34 protein-coding genes are annotated in these 23756 nt (G+C 56.1%); all 34 read right to left on the reverse strand.

Annotated elements, in window-relative coordinates; genetic code table 11:
• Positions 1-8: 8 nt before the first annotated feature.
• Positions 9-1439: a serine hydrolase gene (locus tag BQ8290_RS03690; RefSeq protein ID WP_108787726.1), complete on the reverse strand. Its 1431-nt coding sequence runs from the start codon at positions 1437-1439 to the stop codon at positions 9-11.
• Between the two features lie 116 nt (positions 1440-1555).
• Positions 1556-1984: a 50S ribosomal protein L17 gene (gene rplQ, locus BQ8290_RS03695; protein ID WP_108787728.1), complete on the reverse strand. Its 429-nt coding sequence runs from the start codon at positions 1982-1984 to the stop codon at positions 1556-1558.
• An 83-nt stretch (positions 1985-2067) separates the two neighbouring features.
• Positions 2068-3123 carry a DNA-directed RNA polymerase subunit alpha gene (locus tag BQ8290_RS03700; protein ID WP_108787730.1) on the reverse strand — a complete coding sequence of 352 codons (1056 nt, stop codon included), beginning with the start codon at positions 3121-3123 and terminating at the stop codon, positions 2068-2070.
• A 123-nt stretch (positions 3124-3246) separates the two neighbouring features.
• A complete protein-coding gene (gene rpsK / locus BQ8290_RS03705) occupies positions 3247-3639 on the reverse strand; it encodes a 30S ribosomal protein S11 (RefSeq protein ID WP_108787732.1) in 393 nt (130 codons plus the stop codon).
• A gap of 63 nt (positions 3640-3702) precedes the next feature.
• The gene (rpsM, locus tag BQ8290_RS03710) at positions 3703-4071 is read right to left on the reverse strand and encodes a 30S ribosomal protein S13 (RefSeq protein WP_108787734.1); all 369 of its coding nucleotides are present in this window, start codon (positions 4069-4071) and stop codon (positions 3703-3705) included.
• Between the two features lie 332 nt (positions 4072-4403).
• Positions 4404-5201 (reverse strand): SRPBCC family protein, encoded by a 798-nt coding sequence (locus BQ8290_RS03715; RefSeq protein WP_337660978.1) that lies wholly within the window; start codon positions 5199-5201, stop codon positions 4404-4406.
• 106 nt (positions 5202-5307) lie between these two features.
• On the reverse strand, positions 5308-5952 hold the full coding sequence (locus tag BQ8290_RS03720; RefSeq protein WP_108787736.1) for an adenylate kinase: 645 nt from the start codon (positions 5950-5952) through the stop codon (positions 5308-5310).
• Between the two features lie 89 nt (positions 5953-6041).
• Positions 6042-7406, reverse strand: coding sequence for a preprotein translocase subunit SecY (secY, locus tag BQ8290_RS03725; protein WP_108787738.1), 1365 nt, complete (start codon positions 7404-7406; stop codon positions 6042-6044).
• A gap of 201 nt (positions 7407-7607) precedes the next feature.
• Positions 7608-8108 carry a 50S ribosomal protein L15 gene (gene rplO, locus BQ8290_RS03730; RefSeq protein ID WP_108787740.1) on the reverse strand — a complete coding sequence of 167 codons (501 nt, stop codon included), beginning with the start codon at positions 8106-8108 and terminating at the stop codon, positions 7608-7610.
• A gap of 230 nt (positions 8109-8338) precedes the next feature.
• A complete protein-coding gene (locus tag BQ8290_RS03735) occupies positions 8339-8797 on the reverse strand; it encodes a hypothetical protein (protein WP_108787742.1) in 459 nt (152 codons plus the stop codon).
• 246 nt (positions 8798-9043) lie between these two features.
• Positions 9044-9220, reverse strand: a complete 177-nt coding sequence (rpmD, locus tag BQ8290_RS03740; RefSeq protein WP_108787744.1) for a 50S ribosomal protein L30 — start codon at positions 9218-9220, stop codon at positions 9044-9046.
• 6 nt (positions 9221-9226) lie between these two features.
• Positions 9227-10012, reverse strand: a complete 786-nt coding sequence (gene rpsE, locus BQ8290_RS03745) for a 30S ribosomal protein S5 (protein ID WP_443112334.1) — start codon at positions 10010-10012, stop codon at positions 9227-9229.
• Positions 10012-10356 carry a 50S ribosomal protein L18 gene (gene rplR / locus BQ8290_RS03750; protein ID WP_108787748.1) on the reverse strand — a complete coding sequence of 115 codons (345 nt, stop codon included), beginning with the start codon at positions 10354-10356 and terminating at the stop codon, positions 10012-10014. The genes rpsE and rplR overlap by 1 nt, the downstream gene beginning before the upstream one ends.
• 1 nt (position 10357) lies before the next feature.
• Positions 10358-10891, reverse strand: coding sequence for a 50S ribosomal protein L6 (gene rplF / locus BQ8290_RS03755; RefSeq protein ID WP_108787750.1), 534 nt, complete (start codon positions 10889-10891; stop codon positions 10358-10360).
• Complete coding sequence (gene rpsH, locus BQ8290_RS03760) at positions 10891-11286, reverse strand: 30S ribosomal protein S8 (protein WP_108787752.1); 396 nt, start codon at positions 11284-11286, stop codon at positions 10891-10893. Before rpsH ends, rplF begins: the two co-directional genes overlap by 1 nt.
• A gap of 11 nt (positions 11287-11297) precedes the next feature.
• Positions 11298-11603 (reverse strand): 30S ribosomal protein S14, encoded by a 306-nt coding sequence (rpsN, locus tag BQ8290_RS03765; RefSeq protein WP_108787754.1) that lies wholly within the window; start codon positions 11601-11603, stop codon positions 11298-11300.
• 50 nt (positions 11604-11653) lie between these two features.
• Complete coding sequence (gene rplE, locus BQ8290_RS03770) at positions 11654-12235, reverse strand: 50S ribosomal protein L5 (RefSeq protein WP_108787756.1); 582 nt, start codon at positions 12233-12235, stop codon at positions 11654-11656.
• Entirely contained in the window at positions 12228-12548 is a 321-nt protein-coding gene (gene rplX / locus BQ8290_RS03775; RefSeq protein WP_108787758.1) for a 50S ribosomal protein L24, read from the reverse strand. The genes rplE and rplX overlap by 8 nt, the downstream gene beginning before the upstream one ends.
• Positions 12549-12550: 2 nt before the next feature.
• Complete coding sequence (rplN, locus tag BQ8290_RS03780) at positions 12551-12919, reverse strand: 50S ribosomal protein L14 (protein WP_010411138.1); 369 nt, start codon at positions 12917-12919, stop codon at positions 12551-12553.
• Positions 12920-13013: 94 nt separating this feature from the next.
• On the reverse strand, positions 13014-13304 hold the full coding sequence (gene rpsQ, locus BQ8290_RS03785; RefSeq protein ID WP_108787760.1) for a 30S ribosomal protein S17: 291 nt from the start codon (positions 13302-13304) through the stop codon (positions 13014-13016).
• 10 nt (positions 13305-13314) lie between these two features.
• A complete protein-coding gene (gene rpmC, locus BQ8290_RS03790) occupies positions 13315-13533 on the reverse strand; it encodes a 50S ribosomal protein L29 (RefSeq protein ID WP_108787762.1) in 219 nt (72 codons plus the stop codon).
• Positions 13533-13967, reverse strand: coding sequence for a 50S ribosomal protein L16 (rplP, locus tag BQ8290_RS03795; RefSeq protein ID WP_108787764.1), 435 nt, complete (start codon positions 13965-13967; stop codon positions 13533-13535). The genes rpmC and rplP overlap by 1 nt, the downstream gene beginning before the upstream one ends.
• 21 nt (positions 13968-13988) lie before the next feature.
• The gene (gene rpsC / locus BQ8290_RS03800; protein ID WP_108787766.1) at positions 13989-14684 is read right to left on the reverse strand and encodes a 30S ribosomal protein S3; all 696 of its coding nucleotides are present in this window, start codon (positions 14682-14684) and stop codon (positions 13989-13991) included.
• Position 14685: 1 nt separating this feature from the next.
• Complete coding sequence (gene rplV, locus BQ8290_RS03805) at positions 14686-15069, reverse strand: 50S ribosomal protein L22 (RefSeq protein ID WP_108787768.1); 384 nt, start codon at positions 15067-15069, stop codon at positions 14686-14688.
• On the reverse strand, positions 15069-15344 hold the full coding sequence (gene rpsS, locus BQ8290_RS03810; protein WP_108787770.1) for a 30S ribosomal protein S19: 276 nt from the start codon (positions 15342-15344) through the stop codon (positions 15069-15071). Before rpsS ends, rplV begins: the two co-directional genes overlap by 1 nt.
• A gap of 6 nt (positions 15345-15350) precedes the next feature.
• The gene (gene rplB / locus BQ8290_RS03815; protein WP_108787772.1) at positions 15351-16187 is read right to left on the reverse strand and encodes a 50S ribosomal protein L2; all 837 of its coding nucleotides are present in this window, start codon (positions 16185-16187) and stop codon (positions 15351-15353) included.
• Positions 16188-16195: 8 nt separating this feature from the next.
• On the reverse strand, positions 16196-16501 hold the full coding sequence (locus tag BQ8290_RS03820; protein ID WP_108787774.1) for a 50S ribosomal protein L23: 306 nt from the start codon (positions 16499-16501) through the stop codon (positions 16196-16198).
• A complete protein-coding gene (gene rplD, locus BQ8290_RS03825; protein WP_108787776.1) occupies positions 16494-17117 on the reverse strand; it encodes a 50S ribosomal protein L4 in 624 nt (207 codons plus the stop codon). The genes BQ8290_RS03820 and rplD overlap by 8 nt, the downstream gene beginning before the upstream one ends.
• Before the next feature lie 3 nt (positions 17118-17120).
• Positions 17121-17885, reverse strand: coding sequence for a 50S ribosomal protein L3 (gene rplC, locus BQ8290_RS03830; RefSeq protein ID WP_108787777.1), 765 nt, complete (start codon positions 17883-17885; stop codon positions 17121-17123).
• A gap of 292 nt (positions 17886-18177) precedes the next feature.
• Positions 18178-18489 carry a 30S ribosomal protein S10 gene (gene rpsJ, locus BQ8290_RS03835; RefSeq protein WP_061924928.1) on the reverse strand — a complete coding sequence of 104 codons (312 nt, stop codon included), beginning with the start codon at positions 18487-18489 and terminating at the stop codon, positions 18178-18180.
• A 325-nt stretch (positions 18490-18814) separates the two neighbouring features.
• Entirely contained in the window at positions 18815-19990 is a 1176-nt protein-coding gene (tuf, locus tag BQ8290_RS03840) for an elongation factor Tu (RefSeq protein WP_108787779.1), read from the reverse strand.
• A gap of 90 nt (positions 19991-20080) precedes the next feature.
• Entirely contained in the window at positions 20081-22210 is a 2130-nt protein-coding gene (gene fusA / locus BQ8290_RS03845; protein ID WP_108787781.1) for an elongation factor G, read from the reverse strand.
• 150 nt (positions 22211-22360) lie between these two features.
• On the reverse strand, positions 22361-22831 hold the full coding sequence (rpsG, locus tag BQ8290_RS03850; RefSeq protein ID WP_108787783.1) for a 30S ribosomal protein S7: 471 nt from the start codon (positions 22829-22831) through the stop codon (positions 22361-22363).
• 148 nt (positions 22832-22979) lie between these two features.
• Positions 22980-23351, reverse strand: a complete 372-nt coding sequence (gene rpsL, locus BQ8290_RS03855) for a 30S ribosomal protein S12 (protein ID WP_108787785.1) — start codon at positions 23349-23351, stop codon at positions 22980-22982.
• Between the last annotated feature and the right edge of the window lie 405 nt (positions 23352-23756).

Genomic DNA, 23756 nt, shown 5'->3' on the forward strand with positions numbered 1-23756 from the left:
GCGGCAGCTTAATCGATTGAAGCCAACACGTCGCGAGTGAAAGCGGCGATGTTGAACCGGGCGCCCCCGCCATCCTCTCCGCGTCGGACGATCACCACATTGCGCGAGGGAACAACAACGACATATTGGCCGCGCCTACCGCTCGCGAAGAATGCATCGTCGGGAATGCCCTCAAACGCGTTCCCTTCGGGTCGGCGGAACGTCCACCATCCTGCGCCGAATCCGCGATTTGTACCAATCGGTTGCGGGCCGCTGGGGTCGGAAACATAACCAACCCAGTCCTCAGGAAGGATCCGCTCCCCTTCCCACATTCCATTGTTCAGATGGAGTTGTCCCAGCCTGCCCAAATCTCGCGCCGTGCTCCAAACTTGGCTGGAGATGACAAGCCCACCGCTCCAGTCGGTTTCTGCAATCGTGCGATGCATGCCAAACCGGGCAAGGACACTTTCGGGTCCGTAGAAGTTCAAATACCGCTCCACCGCTTTCGCGGCGAGCAAGCTGTCGTTGTTGGCATATCGGAACACGGTGCCGGGCGTATGGACGACGGGCCACGACAGCGCGGTTTCGTTCACCGATGATCCGCCCCAGTAAAGCGGGACGGAGCGATTGCCCGGCGTATCGGTGTAACGCCCGGTCGCCATGCGCAATGCGTGATCGACGGTGATCTGATTGCGTAGGTCGTATCGCCCGCCCTCTCGCCAATAATTGAGTGCGATCGGGTCACTGACTTCGACATCGCCAGCTTCTACCGCGACGCCAACAAAGGTCGCCGCGATGCTTTTGGCCACGGACCATGTGCGTTGCGGCGTCGCCGGGCCAAAGCCGCCGGCATACCGTTCCATAATGATCGTATCACCCCGGATGATAAGAGCGGCAGTCGTGCGTGATCCCTCCCCATAGGTGCCGTCCACCGCCGCCGCGCCCAATTGGGTTTTGATCGATTCGGGCAGAGCATCATTATCAACAGCCCAACCGTCATCGGGAACGTTATCCGTGGCGTTCTCGACTGAGATCGGCGGCGCATCCTCCAACGCAGAGCCAATCGGCCCAACATAGCATCCCCCAACAGTCGACTGCGTGGCGGTGCGCGCCGGCATGTCATCGGCCCATTCAACGCGGACTTGATAGACAGGGCCAGGCTGCGCGTCGGCCTCTTGTCCCTCGATCGAATACCGGATGATTTCATACGGCAGGTCGCGGACAATCGCATCCAGCGGTGTCTGAATCCCTGTCAGCTCATATTCGTGGATGCTTTCGGCGCTGCGCGATCCGCCTAGCCGCTCCGATGTCGACATCGCGCTGCACAGCATCATCGCCTTGTAACCGGCCGCAAGGGCGCGATTGTAGCGCGCATCAAGCTGATCCTGCGCCGATTGCGCGGAGATGGGAGACGTTGTGGCGATGCCGACGGCTGTGGCGGCAAGGATGATTTTTCTCATGCCCTCAATCCTAAGCGGGGCGACGCCGCAATCAAGGGCGGTCCGACGAACGACAAAACGAAAAAGGGCCGGCGGATCGCTCCGCCAGCCCCAAATCTCTTTATCGCGCGATCCGCTTAAGCGGCGGCGTCGGCGTATTCGTCCGCGTCGGTCGTGACAGGGCCGCTGTCTTGACCGCGGGCGTCTTCGTCACGCTCAACAAATTCGATGATCGCCATCTGCGCGGCGTCGCTTTCGCGGTAACCGGCTTTGATGATGCGCGTGTAGCCGCCGTCACGATCGCTGTAACGTTCAGCAAGAGTGTCGAACAATTTCTTCAGCTGCGTTTCGTCAAGAAGACGCGCCTGAGCCAAACGACGGTTGGAAAGACCGCCACGCTTTGCAAGCGTGATCAATTTTTCAACATAGGGGCGAAGTTCTTTCGCCTTTGGCAACGTTGTGACGATTTGCTCATGCTTGATGAGAGCGGCCGACATGTTGCGGAAGAGAGCCTTGCGGTGGCCCGACTTACGCGACAGCTTACGCTGTGAAATTCCGTGACGCATTGTGTATTCCTTTGTGTTTGTAAGGGGCCCGTATCAGGTAGCCCGGTACTGGCGGCGCTTAAGGTGCGCCGCCGGAACCTGGATTAGCCGAGCAGCTCTTGTTCGAGCTTCTTGGCCATTTCTTCGATGTTTTCAGGCGGCCATCCGGGGATGTCCATGCCCAAACGCAGACCCATGCTGGACAGCACTTCCTTGATTTCGTTCAAGGACTTGCGACCAAAGTTTGGTGTGCGAAGCATCTCGGCTTCGGTCTTTTGGACCAAATCGCCGATATAGATGATGTTGTCGTTCTTGAGGCAGTTCGCCGAACGGACCGACAATTCCAACTCGTCGACCTTTTTGAGGAGGTAACGGTTGAGTTGGTTTGCATCGTCTTCCTGAGGCGCCGCAGCGTGGCCGATCATGGCCGATTGCGGCTGAGGAATGCCGTCTTCGAAGTGGACGAACAAAGTCAGTTGGTCCTGAAGAATGCGCGCAGCGTAAGCAACGGCGTCTTCGGGAGTGACAGTGCCATCGGTTTCGACGGTCAACGAAAGCTTATCGTAGTCGAGTTCTTGACCAACGCGGGCATTCTCAACCTTGTAGCTCACCTGACGGACAGGCGAATACAACGAGTCGACCGGGATCAAACCGATCGGCGCATCGGCCGGACGGTTTTGAACGGCTGGCGAATAGCCTTTGCCAATGTCCGCAGTCAGCTCCATGTTGAGCGTCGCGCCTTCATCGAGATGACAAAGGACCAAGTCCTTGTTCATCACTTCGATATCGCCGGTAACAGCGATATCGCCGGCTTTCACAGTTGCAGGACCCGTAACAGAAAGCTGAAGCCGTTTTGGCCCCTCGCCTTCCATCTTCAATGCGATTTGCTTCACATTGAGGACCATATCGGTCACATCTTCGCGCACACCGGCGAGCGAAGAGAATTCGTGGAGCACGTTTTCGATCTTGATCGAAGTGATCGCGGCACCCTGAAGCGAGGAAAGCAATACGCGGCGCAACGCGTTGCCGAGCGTGAGGCCAAAGCCTCGCTCAAGCGGTTCAGCGACAAAAACTGTCTTGCGCTGCTTATCGCCGCCTTCCTTGATTTCCAGAGCGTTGGGTTTCTTGAGTTCCTGCCAGTTCTTCATATTGACGGACATGGATTTCCCCTAATTCGCTTGCTTTAAAGCGGTTACATCTAAGAGCGGGCCCGGCTTCCAGTTAGGACGGATAGCGGACCCGGTGAGCGGCGATGACCGGATGGTCATCACCACAAATACGGATCAGACCCGACGACGCTTCGACGGACGCACGCCATTGTGCGGGATCGGCGTTACATCGCGGATCGAAGTGATGTTGAAACCAACAGCGGCCAAACCACGCAGAGCGCTTTCGCGACCTGAACCAGGGCCTTTCACTTCAACTTCCAGCGTGCGAACGCCGTGTTCGGCTGCTTTCTTACCGGCATCATCCGCTGCGACCTGCGCGGCGTATGGTGTCGATTTGCGGCTACCTTTGAAGCCCATCATGCCTGCGCTCGACCAGCTAATTGCATTGCCTTGCGCGTCGGTGATGGTGATCATCGTGTTGTTAAAGCTGGCGTTGATATGCGCAACGCCGCTCGAAATGTTTTTTCTGTCGCGGCGCCGTACTTTGCCGCCTTGTTCGCGTGCCATTGTCTCGTATTCCTTTTAATCTGGAAGACAGGAAAAAGCGTGTCCGGGGTAAACCCCAGTCGCTTACTTCTTCTTCCCTGCGATCGGCTTGGCCTTACCCTTGCGGGTGCGGGCGTTGGTGTGCGTGCGCTGGCCACGAACTGGGAGGCCATTGCGATGACGCAAACCGCGATAGGAACGCAGATCCATCAAACGCTTGATGTTCATCGCGGTGTTGCGACGAAGATCGCCTTCAACCTGATGATCGCTGTCGATGGTTTCACGGATGCGCAGAACTTCCTCATCGGTGAGGTCCTGAACACGTGAACTGTGCGGGATGCCAAGCTTGTCGGCGATTTGGACGGCCGTTGTGCGGCCAATTCCGTGAATATAGGTAAGCGCAATGATAACGCGCTTGTTTGTGGGGATATTTACCCCGGCAATACGAGCCACTTAATTCTCCATGCTCCACGAGGGATTGCGACGCTTTGGCCGGTGCCCCCATCTCAACGCTCTACAAAAGACCCGCCCTAGCCGATTGCCGGATTGTGTTTCCACCACCCATGAAACGGCAAAAGCCCGGTTGCGGCACCACAATAGCACCGCCGGCCGGACTGAGTTCGAACGTGTCGACTGAGCGGCGCGCTTACGGTGATTCGGAACGTCCGTCAACCGAAACCCGCGCATTCTCAAACGAGCTGTTGATATGGCCTTGGATCAACATGTTTCAAGGGGCGTGCCGGCGCGCCATCTGCGCGTCGGCTACCTTGCATGTGTGGCAGCGCCTATCCGTCCGACAAATCGCCAAATGCGTCGTCCACGCTGGGGCTGGATGGAGCTTCGTCGATCACCGCTTCGGGATCGATTGCTATGGTAGGTCCATCCCCAGATGGGAGGTCGAACGGCTCATCTTGCGAAGGCGCATCGCCCTCAGGCAAATCGAGCTCCGATGTTTCCACTTCTGGCGCGGTTTCTTCGGGAGGCGACGGTTCAACCGTTGCAATCACAGGCGCTTGAACCTGCCCCAGTTCCGCGGACAAGCGGGTCAATTGCAAAGTCATGACGCCGTCCACCGCGTTGGAGATAACAGCAGCGGGATAGCGCATTTGGCCACCCACATTGTATTCCCAAACAATCCGCGTGCCGTTTTCGGCCTCGCTGATGGCGATGGTCAAAATCCCGGTGACGGGTTCGCTCTGCAACGGCCCCAAAGCGCCTTGCATCCGCAACGCGACATTGGGATAGGCCTGAATGACACGCATATGCTCCACGCTGCCTTCCAACGTGAAACGGCCCGGCTCGTCCACTTCGGGAATGCGTTCGCAAAAACAACCGCCCGCTTGCGGGGTCAGCGATAGATTCGCCGCGTCCGCCGACCATGTGTGTTCGCTCGACCACCAGCGTGCCGGGCTGATCAGGGCCAGCCATGTTTCGGTTGGCGTGGCCGATACAATCGCCTCTGCGCGGGTGATGAAGTGATCGTCGTCTGTCTCAACCACTTCGGCCAAAGCGGGCGCGGCGCCCAATGCGGCGGCGACCATGGCAATGGACCCAACGGACAACGAAATCATTCTGCGAAACATGCGCACTCCCTCACCCCACACAATGTGGGACTTTGATGATTAGGAGATTGGAGCCTTTGTGGAAAGCCTGCGCACACGGTTTGCGGCAAACTCTATCACAGACGGGTCAGGCCAAAATGGCGTCAATCGCCCCGGCGACTTCGTCGATCCCGGCCATGCCATCCACACGGGTCACAATGCCACGCGCTTCGTATCCGGGCAGGATCGGGGCGGTTTCGCTGCGATACACTTCCATCCGGTTGCGCACCGTTTCTTCGGTGTCGTCCGGACGGCGTTTGAATTCGGTTGAACCGCAGGCATCGCACACGCCATCTTTAGCGGGTGGGTTGGCCGTGTCGTGATACAACGCGCCGCAATTGCCGCAAGAATACCGCCCAGTGATCCGTTCCACTAAAGCTTCGACATCAACAGCCAATTCGATCACGTGATCGAGGCTGCGGCCGTGCTTGGCCAGAATGCCATCCAATTGCTCGCCCTGTGCGGCGGTGCGGGGATAGCCATCAAAGATCGCGCCGGTGCCCGCGTCCATTGCGGCAAGGTTATCGTCAATCAGCTTGGAGACGATTTCGTCGGAAACCAGCTCGCCGCGATCCATCACCGCTTTAGCCTCAAGACCGACCGGCGTCTTCGCGCTCACTGCGGCGCGCAGCATGTCGCCGGTGGACAATTGCTTCATGCCGTGGCGTTCGACCAGGCCAGCGCTCTGAGTGCCTTTACCAGCGCCCGGAGGGCCAAGAAGAATGATGTTCACGAACGATCCCCTATTGTCACGCTGGGCCCCGCTACATTTGGGTCAGCCCGAACGCAATTCATTGTCGCTTGATAATGTGGTGCCATGCGTTAGCGCATGCGGCCTTTCAACTTAGCCTTCTTGATAAGATCGCCATATTGGTGCGCCAACAGATGCGATTGCACTTGGCTAATCGTATCCACGGTCACGTTCACGACGATCAAAAGGCTGGTTCCGCCAAGGAACAATGGAATGCCGGTTTGCGCGATCATGTATTCCGGAAGAACACAGACGAATGTCAGATAGGCCGCGCCGACCACGGTGATCCGGGTCAAAACATATTCGAGATAATCCGAAGTCCGCTTGCCCGGACGGATGCCTGGAATAAAGCCCCCGTTCTTCTTCAGGTTTTCCGCATTGTCTTCGGGGTCAAAAACCACCGCAGTGTAGAAGAAACAGAAGAAGATGATGCCGACAGCATAAAGCGTCATGTAAAGCGGCTCACCATGGGCCAGATACTGGTTCAAGGTAACGATGGACGATCCGAAACCGCTCGACGTATCGACCGAGCTGCTCGAAAACTGAGAGATCGTCAGCGGCAGCAAAAGCAGCGAGCTGGCGAAAATCGGCGGGATAACACCGGCGGTGTTCAGCTTAAGCGGAAGATAGGATTTTTCCGCTTGCATCATGCCGCGTTGTGTCGCGCGCTTTGGATATTGAATGGGTAGACGACGCTGCGCCCGCTCGACCCAGCTGATGAGCAGGATCAGACCAACGACCATTACAAGGAAGCCGACGATAATCGGTGCGCCAATCGCCCCGGTGCGGCCGCCTTCGAACATGTTGGCTGCGAAGGTTGGGAACTGCGCGACGATGCCGGCCATAATGATCAACGAAACGCCGTTACCGATGCCGCGCGATGTGATTTGTTCACCCAACCACAAAAGGAACATCGTGCCGCCGACAAGGCTGATCACGGCGCCAATGCGGAAACCGTAACCCGGATTGACCACAGCGGCGATGTCTTGCGCCCCGGCGAATGTTTCCAGACCCGTGGCAAGGAACCACCCTTGGATCGCGCACAAGAACACGGTGCCGTAGCGCGTATATTGGTTGAGTTTTTGACGACCGGTCGCGCCTTCTTTTTTCAAAGCCGCCAGCGTGGGGTGCAGAGCCGACGCCATTTGCACCACGATCGACGCGGTGATGTACGGCATCACACCCAAAGCAATCAGGCTCATATTCGCCAATGCGCCGCCGGTGAACATGTTGAACATGTCCAAAACGCCGCCCTGACCCAGCTCAGCAAGCCGATCAAGCGCCTGAGGATTGATCCCCGGAAGTGGAACGAAGCTCAGGAAACGGAAAACGATTAGAGCCCCAATCGTAAACCAGATACGCTGACGCAATTCTGTCGCTTGAGCAAAATTGCCAAGGTTCAGATTGCTGGCGATGTTATCGGCGCGTGATGCCATTGTTCGGTGTCGATCCTAAACCTTGGGCCAAATGATGGGCCCTAACTGTTTGCACCGGGTAATCCCGGCCGTGCAGGCATAGATAGGAACAGTGCGGGTGATTGTCGAACCCCACCCCTATAATTTTTGCCGCAACACCCGCGTCATCCCCAGCGGATGCACGCCAAATGCAATGCATCCTCCGGGAAAAACGGGTGTGTCTTACTTAGCAGCGGCTTTGGCTGCTTTCACTTCGGCGTTGATCGGCGCGGTCACTTCGACGCTGCCGCCGGCCTTTTCAACCGCTGCGATGGCGCCTTTGGTGGCACCGGCAACGATGAATTTGGCCTTGGCTTTGATTTCGCCTTTGCCCAAAAGACGCACGCCGTCTTTGCCGCCGCGGATCAAACCGCATGCCCGCAGGGCGTCTTCGGTGATGTCTTTCTTGCCGTCGAGCTTTTTGGCGTCGATCCATTTCTGGACCATGCCAATGTTCACTTCGGCGAAGTCTTTGCCAAACGGGTTGTTGAACCCACGCTTTGGAAGACGCATGTGAAGCGGCATCTGACCACCGGCAAAGCCGTTGATGGCTACGCCTGAACGACTCTTTTGACCTTTTTGGCCACGAGCCGCGGTTTTGCCTTTGCCAGAACCGATACCACGGCCCTTGCGCATGCGCCCTTTACGGGCACCATCATTGTCACGGATGTCATTAAGTTTCATGTGCACTCGCTTTCGCTTTCTTACGGCCCAAAATTGGACTGCGCGCTATAGGAAGCGGCGCCGATAGCGAAGGTTGCCCCCAGGTGCAAGGACCAATTGGTCGCGCGCGTGTCGGGCCTGGCGTCGCAGGACCGGCAAACATCCCCGTCCTACGTAAAAAGAGCGGGCCACTGCCACCGCAGCGCCCGCCCCTTTTTCCGTTGCCCCCAGGGGGGCGAATTATCGTGCGATCAACGCTGGGCGTAGACGCCGATGCCGTAATAGCATGGCTCAACACTGCATGTGATCATCCGAGTGCGCAGAGTGAACCGCGCGTTGCGGATGGGCGTCACTTCGGTGATTGGAGTGTCGTCCACCAACACATCTTCGTCGATCAAATTGCCGTTTTCGTCATACAGCCACATGTCGATGTCGGAACAATCGTTGTCGCATTGTGCGACCATCATATAGCTCACGCCGGCGCTCAGATCGAGCGTGACCGTGCGTTCTTGACCGTTGCGCAATTGGCCGTTGTAGCGCGCGTGGCTTGAAGAAAAGCCGCGTGAATTTGCAAGGTTTTGCGTCAGGTTGAGCAAGCGATTGACCTGCTGCTCATAGCTGCTTTGTGCAATTGTTGGTGCCGCTGCACCCAACGCAATCAATGCTGCCGCCGCTGATGCAATCCCGAATTTCTTTTTAGTAACAGTCATTTGTATTCCCCCTTCTCGGTTGAAAAAGTCGCCTTTATCCACCACCTGAACGATTTTCTAACACCCCCCGCGCCCCAAAGCTAGCATGGATGCGACACCCAACCGTTTCGGATCTTTTCCTAAGGCATGCGCAACAGTGCTCTACCCACACCCACATTGTTCAATGCCCAAAACAAAACGGCCCGCAATGCGATGACGCATGCGGGCCGTTGAATGTGACGTTAAAGTCGCTTTAGGGTGTTCGGATCAATCGACCACTTGCACCAGATGCGGGATCTTAGCGATCGCGCCGCGCACTTCAGGAGTATCCTGACGTTCGACGACTTTGTGCATCTTGTTAAGCCCAAGACCGATCAAGATCTTACGTTGGCTTTCAGGGCGACGGATCGGCGAACCGATCTGTTTGATTTTTACAGTAGCCATGCTTGCTTACTCCACAATAGCAGCGGCATCAGCCTCTGCTTCGGCTTCACTCACCTGGCCGCCGCGACCCAAAAGGTCAGCGACTTTCTTGCCGCGACGTTGAGCAACCGACTTCGGCGAAGTCTGATCAGTCAAAGCGTCAAAGGTGGCACGGATCATGTTGTACGGGTTCGACGAACCGACCGATTTGGTCACAACGTCGGACACGCCCAAGCTTTCGAACACAGCGCGCATCGGACCACCGGCGATGATGCCAGTACCCGGAGGTGCGGTGCGAACGGTGACTTTACCAGCGCCAAAACGGCCATTGCCATCATGGTGCAAAGTCCGGCCTTCTTTCAAAGCAACACGGATCATCTTTTTACGAGCTGCGGCGGTCGCTTTCGTGATCGCCTCAGGCACTTCGCGTGCCTTACCTTTGCCAAAGCCAACGCGGCCTTGACCATCGCCAACCACGACGAGTGCTGCAAAACCAAAGCGCTTACCGCCTTTTACAGTTTTGGAGACGCGGTTGATGTGGACCAGCTTCTCGATGATGCCATCATCTTCTTCTTCGCGTTTGCCGCGACGATTGCCGTCACGACCACCACGACCACGGCCACCGCCGCGATTGTCGTTGTTGCCGCCGCGACCACGACCACGACCTTGCTTAGGAGCATCGGCAGGGGCTGCGTCGGCCGGAGCCGCTTCAGTCGTTGCAGCTTCAGCCGCAGGCATTTCGGTTGCAGCAGCAGCTTCGGGAGCCGCTGTTGTTTCCGGAGTAGCTTCTGGTGTTTTCTCGTCAGCCATAATCAGAACTCCAGCCCGCCTTCACGGGCGGCATCGGCCAATGCTTTCACACGGCCATGAAACAGGAACCCACCGCGATCAAACACGACAGTGGTGACGCCAGCTTTCTTAGCGGCAGCCGCGATATCTTTACCGACCTGTGTGGCGGCATCGATGTTCGCACCCGACACTTTCACACCAAGCGTCGATGCAGCGGCCACTGTGCGGCCTTCGGCATCGTTGATGATCTGTGCGTAGATGTGACGACCGGTGCGGTGCACCGACAGACGTGGCTTATCACCCGAGCGCGCACGAAGCGCGGTGCGGACACGGCGACGGCGCCGTTCAAAAAGGGAAAGTTTTGCCATCTTACTTCTTCTTCCCTTCCTTGCGGAAGATGTACTCGCCGCGATACTTGATACCTTTGCCCTTGTAAGGCTCAGGCTTACGGAATTCGCGGATCTCGGCGGCAAACTGACCAACGGCCTGTTTGTCCATACCGGAAATCTCAACCGTGGTTTGATCCGGTGTCTTCACATCGACGCCTTCTGGCACCGTGAGATCGACGTCGTGGCTGAAACCAAGCTCAAGCTTGAGCGTCTTACCTTGCGCTTTAGCACGGTAACCAACACCCGAAATTTCGAGCGTCTTGGAAAAGCCTTCAGTCACACCTTCGATCAAGTTCGACACCAAAGTGCGCTGCATGCCCCAAAAGGCACGCGCTTGCTTGCTGTCATTGGCCGGTGTCACCGCAATTTGACCGTCTTCGATTTTGTAATCGATCAAGTCCGACATGCCCAATGTGAGAGTACCCTTAGGGCCTTTCACGCTCAGCGTGCCATTGTCGATGCTCGCCGTAACCCCTGCGGGTACCGGAACAGCTTTTTTACCAATGCGGCTCATCAGAAGACCTCCGCAAGCACTTCGCCGCCGACCTTGTTTTCGCGGGCTTCGTTGTCCGAAAGAACACCGCGAGGGGTCGAGACGATGGTGATGCCAAGGCCGTTGCGCACAGTCGGAAGTTCTTTCGAACCCGAATAGACGCGGCGGCCAGGCTTGGAAACGCGCGCTACGTGCTTAATCGCAGGCTCGCCTTCGAAGTATTTCAGTTCAATCCGCAATGCTTTGTGCTTGCCGGTCTCGTCTTCGCTGTAACCGCGAATATAACCTTCGCGGGTAAGCACTTCGAGAACGTTTGCACGCAATTTGGACGCAGGTGAAAGGACAGAATCCTTCTTAGCCTGCTGGCCGTTGCGGATGCGGGTGAGCATATCACCCAGTGGATCGGTCATAGCCATCTATCAGCTCCTCACCAGCTCGACTTGGTCAAACCTGGGATCATACCCCGGGTGCCGAGTTGACGCAGTTCGATACGGTTGATGCCGAACTTGCGGTAATAGCCGCGCGGGCGGCCGGTGGTGGCGCAGCGATTGCGCACGCGGGTTGGGTTCCCGTTCCGGGGAATCTCAGCCATCTTAAGGCGGGCCATAAGACGCTCGCCTTCATCAAGGCTCTCGTCATTAGCGATTGCCTTAAGTTTCTCGTACTTCGCTGCGTATTTCTCAACGAGCTTCTTGCGACGCTCATTCTTGTTGATCGAACTCAGTTTCGCCATGGACTTAAGCTCTCTTCTCTTGAGTTGTGTTCATAGAATTAGCACGCGGCTTACGCCGCTTCCTTCTTCTGGTCAGCTTCGCCTTCGAATGGGAAGCCGAACAGACGCAGGAGTTCGCGCGCCTCTTCGTCGGTGTTCGCAGTGGTTGTGACAATGATGTCCATACCGCGAACTTTGTCGATTTTGTCGTAGCTGATCTCAGGGAACACGATTTGCTCCTTGAGGCCCATCGCGTAGTTGCCACGCCCGTCAAAAGACTTGGCGTTGAGGCCGCGGAAATCGCGGATACGTGGCATTGCGACAGTCACCAGACGGTCCAGGAATTCGTACATGCGCTCACGGCGAAGGGTAACCTTACAACCGATTGGCATGCCTTCGCGCAGCTTAAACTGAGCGATCGACTTCTTAGCTTTGGTGATGACAGGTTTCTGACCAGCGATCAGAGCCATTTCTTCAGCAGCAGTTGCCACTTTCTTCTTGTCCTGGCTTGCTTCGCCAACACCCATGTTGAGTGTGACTTTCGCAATGCTGGGGACTTGAAGACGGTTGGTGTAACCGAACTTTTCAGTCATCGCCTTGACGATTTCGTCTTCGAACTTCGTCTTAAAGCGGGGAGTGTATGTATCAGCCATCGATGACTTCTCCACTCTTCACTGCAACGCGAACCTTCTTGCCGTCCTTTTCTTCGAAACGGACGCGGGTTGCCTTGCCATCTTTAGGATCAGCCACAGCCACCTTTGAGATATCCATCGGAGCCGGGAACCGGTCGATGCCACCTTGTGGGTTTTCTTGGCTAGGCTTGCGGTGACGCGCAGCCACGTTGATGCCTTCGACGATGACTTTGCCGTCTTTAGGCATCACCTGGCTGACAGTGCCGGTGCGGCCCTTGTCTTTGCCCGAAAGCACGACGACGCTGTCGCCCTTTTTGATCTTTGCAGCACCCATGATTAGAGCACCTCCGGAGCGAGCGAAATGATCTTCATGAAGCCGCGGCCGCGAAGTTCGCGAACCACTGGGCCAAAGATCCGTGTGCCGATTGGCTCTTCGCTTTTGTTCACAAGAACAGCGGCGTTGCTGTCAAAGCGGATTACGCTGCCATCAGGACGACGAACATCCTTCTTGGTGCGCACGATGACAGCGCGATGGACGTCGCCCTTCTTCACCTTTGCGCGTGGCTGGGCTTCCTTGACGGAAACCACGATCACGTCGCCAACGGAGGCAAACCGACGCTTAGAGCCACCCAGCACTTTAATGCACTGGACGCGCTTTGCGCCGCTATTGTCCGCGACGTCGAGATTGGATTGCATCTGGATCATGGATCCGGTTCCTTCTCTTGGCTTGCCAGAACTAGTCTGGCAGTTCCGTTATCGTCTGTCCCTGATCCGGTTGCCCGAAAACAGGGAGGTCAAATCAATTGCTTGCTGCCTCAACATCGAGATCAGCGTCGATTGCCTGCACACCGCCGGCCACTACTCGGTCCTTAACGGCCCAAGTCTTGGTCTTGGAGATCGGTTTCGTCTCCTCGATGCGCACGATGTCGCCAACAGTGAATTCGTTGGTTTCATCATGGGCGTGATACTTTTTCGAACGACGGATGATTTTCCCGTACAACGGGTGCTTCACCTTACGCTCAACCAGAACGGTCACAGTCTTGTCGGTCTTGTCGGAGGTGACGGTCCCGATCAGAATACGTTTCGGCATTGTCTACTCCTTACGCCTTTGCAGCGGCGGCAGCAGCCGCGCGCTCATTTTGAAGCGTCTTGATCTGTGCGATCGTCCGGCGAACTTCACGAATACGCGAAGGCTTTTCCAACTGGTTGGTCGCCGCTTGAAAACGCAGGTTGAACTGCTCTTTCTTCAAATCGGTGAGTTCAGCGGAAAGCTGCTCATCGGTCTTCGCACGAAGATCGGTGGTTTCAGTGGTGGCCATTATTCGCCTCCCAGGTGCGAGGTGTCACCAAAACGGGCAACGACCTTGGTTTTGATCGGCAGCTTCATTGCAGCACGCTCAAATGCGAGCGCAGCAATCGGACCGGGAACGCCATCAAGTTCGAACAGAATGCGACCCGGCTTAACCCGAGCAGCCCAATATTCGACCGAACCCTTACCTTTACCCTGACGAACTTCGGCAGGCTTCTTGGACACTGGAACGTCTGGGAAGACGCGGATCCAAAGACGGCCCTGACGCTTCATCGCGCGGGTGATGGCACGACGCGCAGCTTCAATCTGACGCGCAGTGAGACGATCGGGCTCAAGAGCCTTCAGACCATAAGCGCCAAAGTTCAGCGTGGTGCCGCCCTTTGCGTCGCCTTTGATCCGGCCTTTAAAAGCCTTGCGATACTTTGTTTTCTTCGGTTGCAGCATGGTGTTTTCCTAGTCCTGCAATCAGCGTGCCGGCCGGACGCCGGAAGTCTGAGCTTCCATCATCAGGCGGTCTTGTGCAGTTGGATCATGCGCGAGAATTTCGCCCTTAAAGATCCAAACCTTGATACCGATGATCCCGTAAGCGGTGAGCGCTTCGGTTTCAGCGTAATCGATGTTCGCACGCAGTGTGTGAAGCGGAACGCGACCTTCGCGATACCATTCAACGCGAGCGATTTCAGCGCCGCCGAGACGGCCACCGCAAACGATCTTGATACCTTCAGCGCCCAAACGCAGCGCCGATTGAACGGCGCGCTTCATGGCACGACGGAACGCGATACGACGAACGAGCTGGTCAGCAACGCCTTGCGCAACGAGTTTCGCATCGATTTCCGGCTTGCGGATTTCAACGATGTTCAACTTCACTTCGCTCGATGTCATCGTGGCAAGTTTGGAGCGCAGCTTTTCGATGTCTGCGCCCTTCTTACCGATGATTACACCAGGGCGTGCCGCGTAGATCGACACACGGCACAACTTAGCCGGGCGTTCGATCACAACTTTCGAGATCGCAGCCTGTGGCAGGTTGGCGGTGATGTACTTGCGGATCGTGATGTCTTCTTTGAGAAGACCAGCGTAGTCACGCCCTTCGGCGTACCAACGGCTGTCCCAAGTGCGGTTGATCTGCAGGCGCAGACCGATAGGATTACTCTTCTGACCCATCTTACGCCTCTTCTTCTTCGTGTTCGCGAACAACGATGCGCAGCTTGCTGAATGGCTTCAGAATGCGTGTCGATTTGCCGCGGCCACGTGTGTGGAAACGCTTCATAGTGATCGACTTGCCCACCGATGCTTCAGCAACGACGAGCGCGTCGACGTCGAGATCATGGTTGTTTTCCGCATTGGCAATCGCAGAAGCGAGAACCTTGCTGGCGTCTTTGGCCATACCCTTCTTGGAGAAGGAGAGGATGTTCAAAGCCTCTTCGGCTTTCTTGCCGCGAATAAGTTGCGCAACGAGGTTCAATTTCTGAGCCGACCCGCGAATTTGCGTGCCTACTGCCAGAGCCTCATTGTCCGCAACGCGGCGTGGGGATTTTGCCTTGCCCATTATCGCTTGCCCTTCTTGTCGGCTGCGTGACCGGGGAAGCTGCGCGTGGGTGAGAATTCACCGAGCTTGTGACCGACCATTTCTTCCGAAACAGAAACGGGGATGAATTTGTTACCGTTGTAAACGTTGAACGTCAGACCAACGAACTGCGGCAGGATTGTCGAGCGGCGCGACCAAGTTTTGATCGGCTTGTTGCTGCTTGATTCCTGTGCGTCCTCTGCCTTTTTCAGCAGGCTGAGTTCGACAAACGGACCTTTCCAGACGGAACGTGCCATCGTGTCTTACCTCTTCTTCTTAGCGTGACGCGAACGGATGATCATCTTGTCCGTCTGCTTGTTCTTGCGAGTGCGCGCGCCTTTGGTCGGCTTGCCCCATGGGGTAACCGGGTGACGGCCACCGCTGGTGCGGCCTTCACCACCACCGTGCGGGTGATCGACAGGGTTCTTAGCAACACCACGTGTGAGAGGGCGGCGGCCCTTCCAACGAGTGCGGCCCGCTTTACCAAAGTTTTGGTTTTGGTTGTCGGGGTTCGAAACCGCGCCAACCGTGCCCATGCAATCGCCGCGCACATAACGCTGTTCGCCAGAGTTCAAACGAACCATGACCATACCGCGGTCACGACCGACGATCTGAACATAGGTGCCTGCGCTGCGAGCGATCTGACCGCCCTTGCCCGGCTTCATTTCCACATTGTGGCAAATGGTGCCGACCGGCATTTGCGAAAGAAGCATGGCATTGCCAGGCTTCGTGTCGACTTTTTCACCGGCGATAACCGTGTCACCAAGCGCAAGACGCTGTGGGCAGATGATGTAAGCCAGTTCGCCATCTTCGTACTTCAAGAGTGCGATAAAAGCGGTGCGGTTGGGATCGTATTCAATCCGCTCAACCGTCGCAGGGACATCCCATTTGCGACGTTTGAAATCGATGAAACGATACTTTTGCTTGTGACCACCGGCGATACCGCGCGATGTCACATGGCCTTTGTTGTTACGGCCACCGGTCTTACGCTTGCCTTCGGTCAGCGATTTGACCGGTCCACCTTTGTGGAGGCCCGATTTGTCGACCAAGATAAGGCCACGGCGCGCCGGGCTTGTTGGTTTATAGTTCTTGAGTGCCATGATCCGCCTCAGATACCGTCTGTGAAGTCAATCGACCCCTGGCCTTCGACCAGTCGTACAATTGCTTTCTTGAAATCCGAACGCTTGTAGGGCTTGCCCTTCCAGCGCTTGGTCTTGCCCTTGGCGACAATAGTGTTCACCGACATGACCTTCTTATCAAAGATCGCTTCTACAGCTTCCTTGATTTGCGGCTTCGTCGCGTCATTCGCCACTTTGAAAGTGATCGTACCTTCACCCGACATCGACTTTTCAGTGATGTGCGGAGCAAGGATCACGTCGTAGTGACGGGCGTCGACGTCTTGATTTTTAGCCATTGAAGCGCGCCTCCAGCTTAGCGACAGCATCCTTGGTCAGGACAAGCGTGTCGTGGTTGAGGATGTCGTAGACGTTCGCACCCATCGCCGGGATCACATTGACGCCCGGCAGGTTGCCAGCGGCCATTGCGAAACCGTCGTTGACGCTTTCACCGTCGATCACAAGAACCTTGCCCGCGTAGCCAGCCTTTTCGAGCTGACCTTTAAGAGCTTGGGTCTTCGCGTCTTTCAGTTCGAGACTGTCTACAACAACCAGACCGTCTTTGGCCTTAGTTGAGAGAGCCATCTTAAGGCCGAGAGCGCGGATTTTCTTGTTGAGCGACTGATTGAAGTCACGCTTACGAGCACCGTGGGCTTTACCACCGCCGATAAAGATCGGAGCGCCGCGATCGCCGTGACGTGCGCCACCCGAACCTTTTTGCGCGCCAAACTTCTTACCAGTGCGAGCAACATCCGAACGCTCACGCGTTGGACGCGCCGTGGCACGACGATTTTCGAGCTGCCAAGTGACAACGCGGTGCAGAATGTCTGCACGCGGCTCAACGCCAAACACGGCATCGTTCAATTCGATGTCGCCGGACGCCTTACCGTCGATTTTTTGGACCTTCACCTTCATGGTTTAGCCCTCCTTATTTTCGTCAGCGCCAGCTTCTGCGGCGGGAGCAGCAGCTTCCGGTGCAGGAGTGTCGGCGGCTTGCGGAGCAGCGGCTTCAACCACGGCGCCGGGGAACGGCAGATCATCAGGCATTTTCAGCTTCACAGCGTCGCGGATCATCATCCAGCCATTCTTCGCGCCAGGGACCGAACCCTTGACGAAAATCAGGCCGCGATCCGCATCGGTGCGAACAACTTCGAGGTTTTGTTGGGTACGTTGGCGATCACCCATGTGACCAGCCATCTTCTTACCCTTAAACACCCGGCCAGGATCCTGACGGTTACCCGTCGAACCGTGCGAACGGTGAGAGATCGAAACACCGTGCGTAGCGCGCAGACCACCAAAGCCCCAACGCTTCATAGCACCAGCAAAGCCTTTACCCTGGGTGTGCCCAGTGATGTCGACTTTTTGGCCTGCTACAAAGTGGTCGGCGCTGATGAGCGAACCAACAGGCACAAGGCCTTCTTCGCTTTCAACACGGAATTCGGCAACGCGCTTTTTCAGGCCAACACCGGCTTTGCCGAAATGTTCACGCTGAGGTTTTGCTACGTTCTTTTGTTTTGCCTCGCCTGCACCCAGTTGAACAGCAAAATAGCCGTCCGTCTCTTGGGTGCGGTGTGAAACAACCTGACAATCTTCCAATGCAAGAACGGTAACTGGCACGTGCCGTCCGTCCTCTTGGAAGAGGCGGGTCATCCCAACCTTCTTTGCGATAACGCCTGTGCGCATCGTAATACTCCTTAACAGAGGCACCATGAGGACCATCCCCAAGGTGCGTGAAACCATTTCAATGACCTTGCAGCCATCAGTCCCTAGGGCGCGGGGCCCAAATTTTATGCTGACGCCCCGTCCGGGCTAGTGCACTTTCGGCCGGATGGCTGAAAGTGCGAGACGGAGGACTCAGCCCGAGCAAGCTCGGCGGTATCCAGTGTCTTGCCGATCTTTCGATCAGCGGGGCCATTGGAGCCCCAAATTCTCGCAACATTTAGCGTCCTTGCGAAGGACGGTTTCGATCAGCTGCTTAAGCGAGCTTGATCTCAACGTTTACGCCAGCAGCCAGATCGAGCTTCATAAGCGCGTCGACCGTCTGGGCGTTTGGCTGAACAATGTCCAGCAAACGTTTGTATGTGCGCACCTCAAACTGCTCGCGCGACTTTTTGTCGATGTGCGGGCCGCGGTTGACGGTGAACTTCTCAATGCGCGTCGGCATCGGAATGGGGCCACGAATAAGAGCACCCGTGCGGCGAGCTGTCTCTGCGATTTCTCCAGTTGCCTGGTCAAGAACGCGGTGATCAAATGCCTTAAGGCGGATACGGATATTCTGTGCTTCCATTACCTACTACCGATGCGAAAGAGCCAAGGAACCTGTTACAGTTCCCAAAAATAAAAGGCCCGCCCTATCCCCGGTTACCCGGAACGGGAGGCCCCATGAATTTCGTTACAATAGAGACGAATCTCTACCGGATGGCGCGCGTATACGTCTGAGTTGGGATTCTGGCAACCCCATACCCCACGATTTTTGCACGGACCAAGTGTACCCCCTCCCCGGTGAAAGCCAAAGAGGAGCTTACATAAATTGGGGCCCGGCTCTCGTGAGAGAACCGGGCCCCTAATTTCACGCCGCGCCCGTTTGGGGCAATCGGCAAAACCTTATCGGTTTACTTGGTGATTTTCGCAACAACGCCCGATCCAACGGTGCGGCCGCCTTCGCGGATCGCGAAACGCAGACCTTCATCCATAGCGATCGGTGCGATCAGCTTAACGCCGATGGACACGTTGTCGCCAGGCATAACCATTTCGGTGCCTTCAGGAAGGATCACTTCGCCAGTCACGTCAGTTGTACGGAAGTAGAACTGTGGACGGTAGTTGGCGAAGAATGGCGTGTGACGGCCGCCTTCGTCTTTCGACAGAACGTAGACTTCTGCGCTGAATTCAGTGTGCGGGTTAACCGAACCTGGCTTCGCGAGAACTTGACCGCGCTCAACGTCTTCACGACCAACGCCGCGAACCAAAGCACCGATGTTGTCACCAGCTTCACCGCGATCAAGCAGCTTGCGGAACATTTCAACGCCGGTAACCGTAGTCTTGCCGGTTTCTTTGATACCAACGATTTCAACTTCGTCGCCAACGTTCACAACGCCGGTTTCAACACGGCCAGTAACAACCGTACCGCGACCCGAGATCGAGAACACGTCTTCGATTGGCATCAGGAAGTCTTGGTCAACCGGACGCTCAGGCTGTGGGATGTAGCTGTCGACAGCTTCCATCAAAGCTTTGATCGAAGTTTCACCGATTTCAGGATCACGACCTTCAAGAGCGGCAAGAGCCGAACCTTTAACGATAGGAATATCGTCGCCGTCAAAACCGTATTCAGTGAGGAGTTCACGAACTTCAAGCTCAACGAGCTCAAGCAGTTCTTCGTCGTCAACTTGGTCAACCTTGTTCATGTAAACAACAAGCTGAGGAACACCAACCTGACGAGCAAGCAAGATGTGCTCGCGCGTTTGTGGCATTGGACCGTCAGCTGCGTTCACAACCAAGATAGCGCCGTCCATTTGAGCGGCACCAGTGATCATGTTTTTAACGTAGTCGGCGTGACCTGGGCAATCGACGTGCGCGTAGTGACGTGCGTCGGTTTCGTATTCAACGTGAGCGGTCGAGATTGTGATCCCGCGCTCGCGCTCTTCAGGAGCCTTATCGATGTTGCCGAAATCAACCGCAGAGCCTTGCACTTTGGTGATCGCCGCAGTCAACGTGGTTTTACCGTGGTCAACGTGACCAATGGTGCCGACGTTGCAGTGCGGCTTGTTCCGCTCAAATTTTTCCTTCGCCATTTCGCTTATATACCTTCTTTTGAATTTAATACCTGCGGGAGAAAGGGCGGCCCGCTGAATCAGGCGCCGCCCCTAAACAAATCGCTCGCCTTACGCAAGCTTCTCCTTAACGTCTTGAGCAACACTCGCTGGCACTTCGTCGTAATGCGAGAACTGCATTGAGTATTGTGCACGGCCCTGACTGAACGAACGCAGCTCGTTCACGTAACCAAACATGTTTGCGAGCGGAACCATCGCTTCGACCGCTTGGGCGTTGCCCCGGCTGTCTGTGCCTTGGATCTGACCACGACGGCTGTTGAGGTCGCCGATAACATCGCCCAGATAATCCTCCGGAGTGATGACTTCAACCTTCATCACCGGCTCAAGCAGTTTGATACCGCCCCGCTCAGCCGCTTCGCGCATCGCGCCTTTACCACAGATTTCAAACGCCACGGTGGACGAATCGACATCGTGGAAAGCACCATCGGTAAGGTGGATGGTGAAATCGATGATCGGGAAGCCGATGAGATAGCCGCTATCGGCTTGCTCACGGATGCCTTTTTCAAGCGACGGGATGTATTCCTTCGGAATGTTACCGCCTTTGATGCTGTCTTCAAAGACAATGCCTTGGCCGCGCTCACCCGGGGTGAACGTTGCTTTGGCACGCGCAAACTGACCGGTACCGCCCGACTGTTTCTTGTGGGTGTAATCGACGTTGATTTCACGACCGAGCGATTCACGGTAAGCCACCTGAGGCGCACCGACGTTGGCTTCGACCTTAAATTCACGCTTCATACGATCCACGAGGATGTCGAGGTGAAGTTCGCCCATACCCTTGATGATGGTCTGACCGCTTTCGTGGTCAGTCGTCACGCGGAAGCTTGGATCTTCAGCGGCCAAGCGATTAAGCGCAACGCCCATCTTTTCTTGGTCAGCTTTGGTCTTTGGTTCCACCGACAATTCGATAACCGGATCCGGGAATTCCATACGCTCAAGAACGATTGGGTTGGCAGGATCACAAAGCGTATCACCAGTGGTGGTCGCCTTCATCCCTGCCAAAGCAACGATATCGCCAGCCCATGCCTCTTCGATGTCCTCACGGTCATTCGAGTGCATTTCGAGGATACGACCGATTTTCTCTTTCTTGCCCTTAACCGAGTTGAGCACAGTGCCCTTAGTCAGGTGGCCAGAATAGATACGGGTAAAGGTAAGCGAACCCACGAATGGATCGTTCATGACCTTAAACGCAAGCGCCGCGAACGGCACGTCGTCATCAGATGCACGTGAATCTTCTTCGTCGGAATCCGGCAGAACACCTTTAATCGCTTCCACGTCGAGTGGGCTCGGCATGTAATCGATAACCGCGTCGAGCAGAGGCTGAACACCTTTGTTCTTAAACGCAGAGCCGCACAGCACAGGAACGAAGCTTTGGTTCAGCGTGCCCTTACGGATGAGGCCTTTCAGCGTAACTGTGTCAGGCTCTTCACCTTCAAGATACGCTTCCATTACGTCGTCGTCTTGCTCAACGACCAGCTCGATCAGCTTTTCACGGTATTCCGCAGCTTCGTCGGCCATATCCGCAGGGATATCACCGTACACATATTCCGCGCCGAGATCTTCGTTCTTCCAGTTGATCGAACGCTGATTCACAAGGTCAACAAGACCCGAGAGGCTGCCTTCGATACCGATTGGAAGATACAGAACAGCAGGCGTAGCGCCCAGACGTTCGATGATCGAGTTCACGCAGTATTTGAAATCTGCGCCAGTACGGTCGAGCTTGTTGATGAAGCACATCCGCGGAACTTTATACTTGTCCGCTTGGCGCCACACGGTTTCAGACTGAGGCTCAACCCCGGCCACACCGTCAAAACACGCAACCGCGCCATCAAGCACACGAAGCGAACGCTCAACTTCAATGGTGAAGTCAACGTGGCCCGGCGTATCAATGATGTTGATGCGGTGTTCAGGTGTCTTGCGAAGCTCTTTTGGATCGCTCTTTGGATCCAGAGTTGGATCTTCTGGGTTCCAGAAACACGTCGTCGCAGCAGACGTGATCGTGATCCCGCGCTCCTGCTCCTGCTCCATCCAATCCATCGTCGCAGCACCATCGTGCACTTCGCCGATTTTGTAGGATTTACCGGTGTAATAAAGGATACGCTCGGTCGTGGTGGTTTTACCAGCATCGATGTGAGCCATGATGCCGATGTTACGATAACGCTCCAGCGGATATTCGCGGGCCATATCTAATTCCTTGGATTTGCAGAGGCGGGATTGATGCGCCTCATATAGTTACAAGTGTGACGTGTTGAAGACGCCCCTACCCCGTATCCCCCGCTTATCGGGTTCGACCGGGCCTGGGCGTCCGCAAATTTCGCCAAACAACCGAAACGGTTACCAGCGGTAGTGGCTGAACGCCCGGTTGGCGTCGGCCATACGGTGCGTGTCTTCACGCTTTTTCACCGCATTGCCGCGATTGTTGGCCGCATCCATCAACTCGCCCGACAAACGCGCGCTCATTGTGGTTTCGGGACGACCGCGCGCCGCACCGATCAACCAGCGAATAGCCAGCGCCTGTGCACGCTCTGGACGAACTTCGACCGGAACCTGATAGGTCGCACCACCAACACGGCGGCTGCGAACTTCGACCTGAGGCGCAACATTGTTGAGCGCATCATGGAACAATTGAACCGGATCGGTCTTGGCCTTGGCTTCAACCGTTTCGAATGCCGAATAGACAATGCCTTCTGCAACGGCTTTTTTACCGTCAAGCATCAGGTTGTTCATGAACTTCGACAACACCTGATCACCAAACTTGGGATCGGGAAGGATTACCCGTTTTTCGGGTCTACGACGACGTGACATGTTTAAAACTCCTTCGGAGGCGGCAACCCTTGCGGATCGCCTTGCAGCACCGGCTTTGGCTGAGTCTTCGTTGTGTTTGGCGGATCACCTGAAAAGGACGATCCCAACCCACGACAAAAACGCGCCTTACGCCGCCACCGCGCCTAAATTATTTCGGACGCTTGGCGCCGTACTTCGAGCGGGATTGCTTGCGGTCCTTGACCCCTTGCGTATCGAGCACGCCGCGAAGGACATGGTAACGAACGCCGGGAAGATCGCGAACACGGCCGCCGCGAATAAGCACAACAGAGTGCTCTTGCAGGTTGTGGCCTTCGCCCGGAATGTAGGAGATGACTTCGCGTTGGTTCGTCAGGCGCACTTTGGCAACCTTACGCAAAGCGGAGTTCGGCTTTTTCGGCGTCGTTGTATAAACGCGCGTGCAAACGCCGCGCTTTTGCGGGTTCGCTTCCATTGCAGGGACCTTAGACTTGGCCTTCTGCGGAGCGCGGCCCTTGCGGACCAGCTGGTTAATCGTAGGCATAGTTTCTCACTTCACCGTGTGGATGGCGACACTGGGTTGATCTGTGTGAAGTGAGGCTTGGCTCAACCCGCCCTGCCCGAATGTCCGCGATTGACGAACATCCAAGAGGCCGAAGACCCAAGCTGAAAACACTCCACCCACATCAGCCTCTCGGCCACCGGGTTACTTTGACAGCCGCCTCGCAAACCGCGCCCGGTTAGGGGTTTGGTCCAATAGAAAAGGCCTTGCGTTTAAGTGGCAAGACCTGCGGGACGAACCGGCAATGTTCAGCTCTATTGTTTGAGGGGACTCGTTAGGGTGCCCTCGGATTGGGGGCACTTAGGGGATGGGGGCGTGGGGGTCAAGGGGCACGCACCTGTCGAAACATTCACACGGCATACTACCCAATACTCCTTTCCCGAGATA

It is taken from the genome of Erythrobacter sp. Alg231-14 (assembly GCF_900149685.1).
Taxonomy (GTDB): Bacteria; Pseudomonadota; Alphaproteobacteria; order Sphingomonadales; family Sphingomonadaceae; genus Erythrobacter.

Excerpts from the sequence above, each read along its gene's own strand:
- fusA (WP_108787781.1), bottom strand. The coding sequence starts at position 22,210 with ATGGCCCGCGAATATCCGCTGGAGCGTTATCGTAACATCGGCATCATG.
- secY (WP_108787738.1), bottom strand. The coding sequence starts at position 7,406 with ATGGCATCACGCGCCGATAACATCGCCAGCAATCTGAACCTTGGCAAT.
- rpsL (WP_108787785.1), bottom strand. The coding sequence starts at position 23,351 with ATGCCTACGATTAACCAGCTGGTCCGCAAGGGCCGCGCTCCGCAGAAG.
- rpsC (WP_108787766.1), bottom strand. The coding sequence starts at position 14,684 with ATGGGTCAGAAGAGTAATCCTATCGGTCTGCGCCTGCAGATCAACCGC.
- rpmD (WP_108787744.1), bottom strand. The coding sequence starts at position 9,220 with ATGGCTACTGTAAAAATCAAACAGATCGGTTCGCCGATCCGTCGCCCT.
- rplV (WP_108787768.1), bottom strand. The coding sequence starts at position 15,069 with ATGGGCAAGGCAAAATCCCCACGCCGCGTTGCGGACAATGAGGCTCTG.
- rpsG (WP_108787783.1), bottom strand. The coding sequence starts at position 22,831 with ATGTCACGTCGTCGTAGACCCGAAAAACGGGTAATCCTTCCCGATCCC.
- rplB (WP_108787772.1), bottom strand. The coding sequence starts at position 16,187 with ATGGCACTCAAGAACTATAAACCAACAAGCCCGGCGCGCCGTGGCCTT.
- BQ8290_RS03820 (WP_108787774.1), bottom strand. The coding sequence starts at position 16,501 with ATGGCTAAAAATCAAGACGTCGACGCCCGTCACTACGACGTGATCCTT.
- rpsN (WP_108787754.1), bottom strand. The coding sequence starts at position 11,603 with ATGGCGAAACTGAGTTCGATCAACAAGAATGAGCGTCGCAAGAAGCTC.
- BQ8290_RS03715 (WP_337660978.1), bottom strand. The coding sequence starts at position 5,201 with ATGTTTCGCAGAATGATTTCGTTGTCCGTTGGGTCCATTGCCATGGTC.
- rpsK (WP_108787732.1), bottom strand. The coding sequence starts at position 3,639 with ATGGCACGCGAACAAGGCGGCAAAGTACGGCGCCGCGACAGAAAAAAC.
- tuf (WP_108787779.1), bottom strand. The coding sequence starts at position 19,990 with ATGGCGAAGGAAAAATTTGAGCGGAACAAGCCGCACTGCAACGTCGGC.
- rplR (WP_108787748.1), bottom strand. The coding sequence starts at position 10,356 with ATGGCAAAACTTTCCCTTTTTGAACGGCGCCGTCGCCGTGTCCGCACC.
- rplO (WP_108787740.1), bottom strand. The coding sequence starts at position 8,108 with ATGAAACTTAATGACATCCGTGACAATGATGGTGCCCGTAAAGGGCGC.
- rpmC (WP_108787762.1), bottom strand. The coding sequence starts at position 13,533 with ATGGCCACCACTGAAACCACCGATCTTCGTGCGAAGACCGATGAGCAG.
- rplQ (WP_108787728.1), bottom strand. The coding sequence starts at position 1,984 with ATGCGTCACGGAATTTCACAGCGTAAGCTGTCGCGTAAGTCGGGCCAC.
- rpsS (WP_108787770.1), bottom strand. The coding sequence starts at position 15,344 with ATGGCACGTTCCGTCTGGAAAGGTCCGTTTGTCGAACTCAGCCTGCTG.
- rplN (WP_010411138.1), bottom strand. The coding sequence starts at position 12,919 with ATGATCCAGATGCAATCCAATCTCGACGTCGCGGACAATAGCGGCGCA.
- rplX (WP_108787758.1), bottom strand. The coding sequence starts at position 12,548 with ATGGGTGCTGCAAAGATCAAAAAGGGCGACAGCGTCGTCGTGCTTTCG.
- rplC (WP_108787777.1), bottom strand. The coding sequence starts at position 17,885 with ATGCGCACAGGCGTTATCGCAAAGAAGGTTGGGATGACCCGCCTCTTC.
- BQ8290_RS03735 (WP_108787742.1), bottom strand. The coding sequence starts at position 8,797 with ATGACTGTTACTAAAAAGAAATTCGGGATTGCATCAGCGGCGGCAGCA.
- rpsH (WP_108787752.1), bottom strand. The coding sequence starts at position 11,286 with ATGGCTATGACCGATCCACTGGGTGATATGCTCACCCGCATCCGCAAC.
- BQ8290_RS03690 (WP_108787726.1), bottom strand. The coding sequence starts at position 1,439 with ATGAGAAAAATCATCCTTGCCGCCACAGCCGTCGGCATCGCCACAACG.
- rplP (WP_108787764.1), bottom strand. The coding sequence starts at position 13,967 with ATGCTGCAACCGAAGAAAACAAAGTATCGCAAGGCTTTTAAAGGCCGG.
- BQ8290_RS03700 (WP_108787730.1), bottom strand. The coding sequence starts at position 3,123 with ATGTCCGTCAATATGAAGAACTGGCAGGAACTCAAGAAACCCAACGCT.
- rpsQ (WP_108787760.1), bottom strand. The coding sequence starts at position 13,304 with ATGCCGAAACGTATTCTGATCGGGACCGTCACCTCCGACAAGACCGAC.
- rplE (WP_108787756.1), bottom strand. The coding sequence starts at position 12,235 with ATGGCTGATACATACACTCCCCGCTTTAAGACGAAGTTCGAAGACGAA.
- rplF (WP_108787750.1), bottom strand. The coding sequence starts at position 10,891 with ATGAGCCGCATTGGTAAAAAAGCTGTTCCGGTACCCGCAGGGGTTACG.
- rplD (WP_108787776.1), bottom strand. The coding sequence starts at position 17,117 with ATGAAGGTGAAGGTCCAAAAAATCGACGGTAAGGCGTCCGGCGACATC.
- rpsJ (WP_061924928.1), bottom strand. The coding sequence starts at position 18,489 with ATGGAAGCACAGAATATCCGTATCCGCCTTAAGGCATTTGATCACCGC.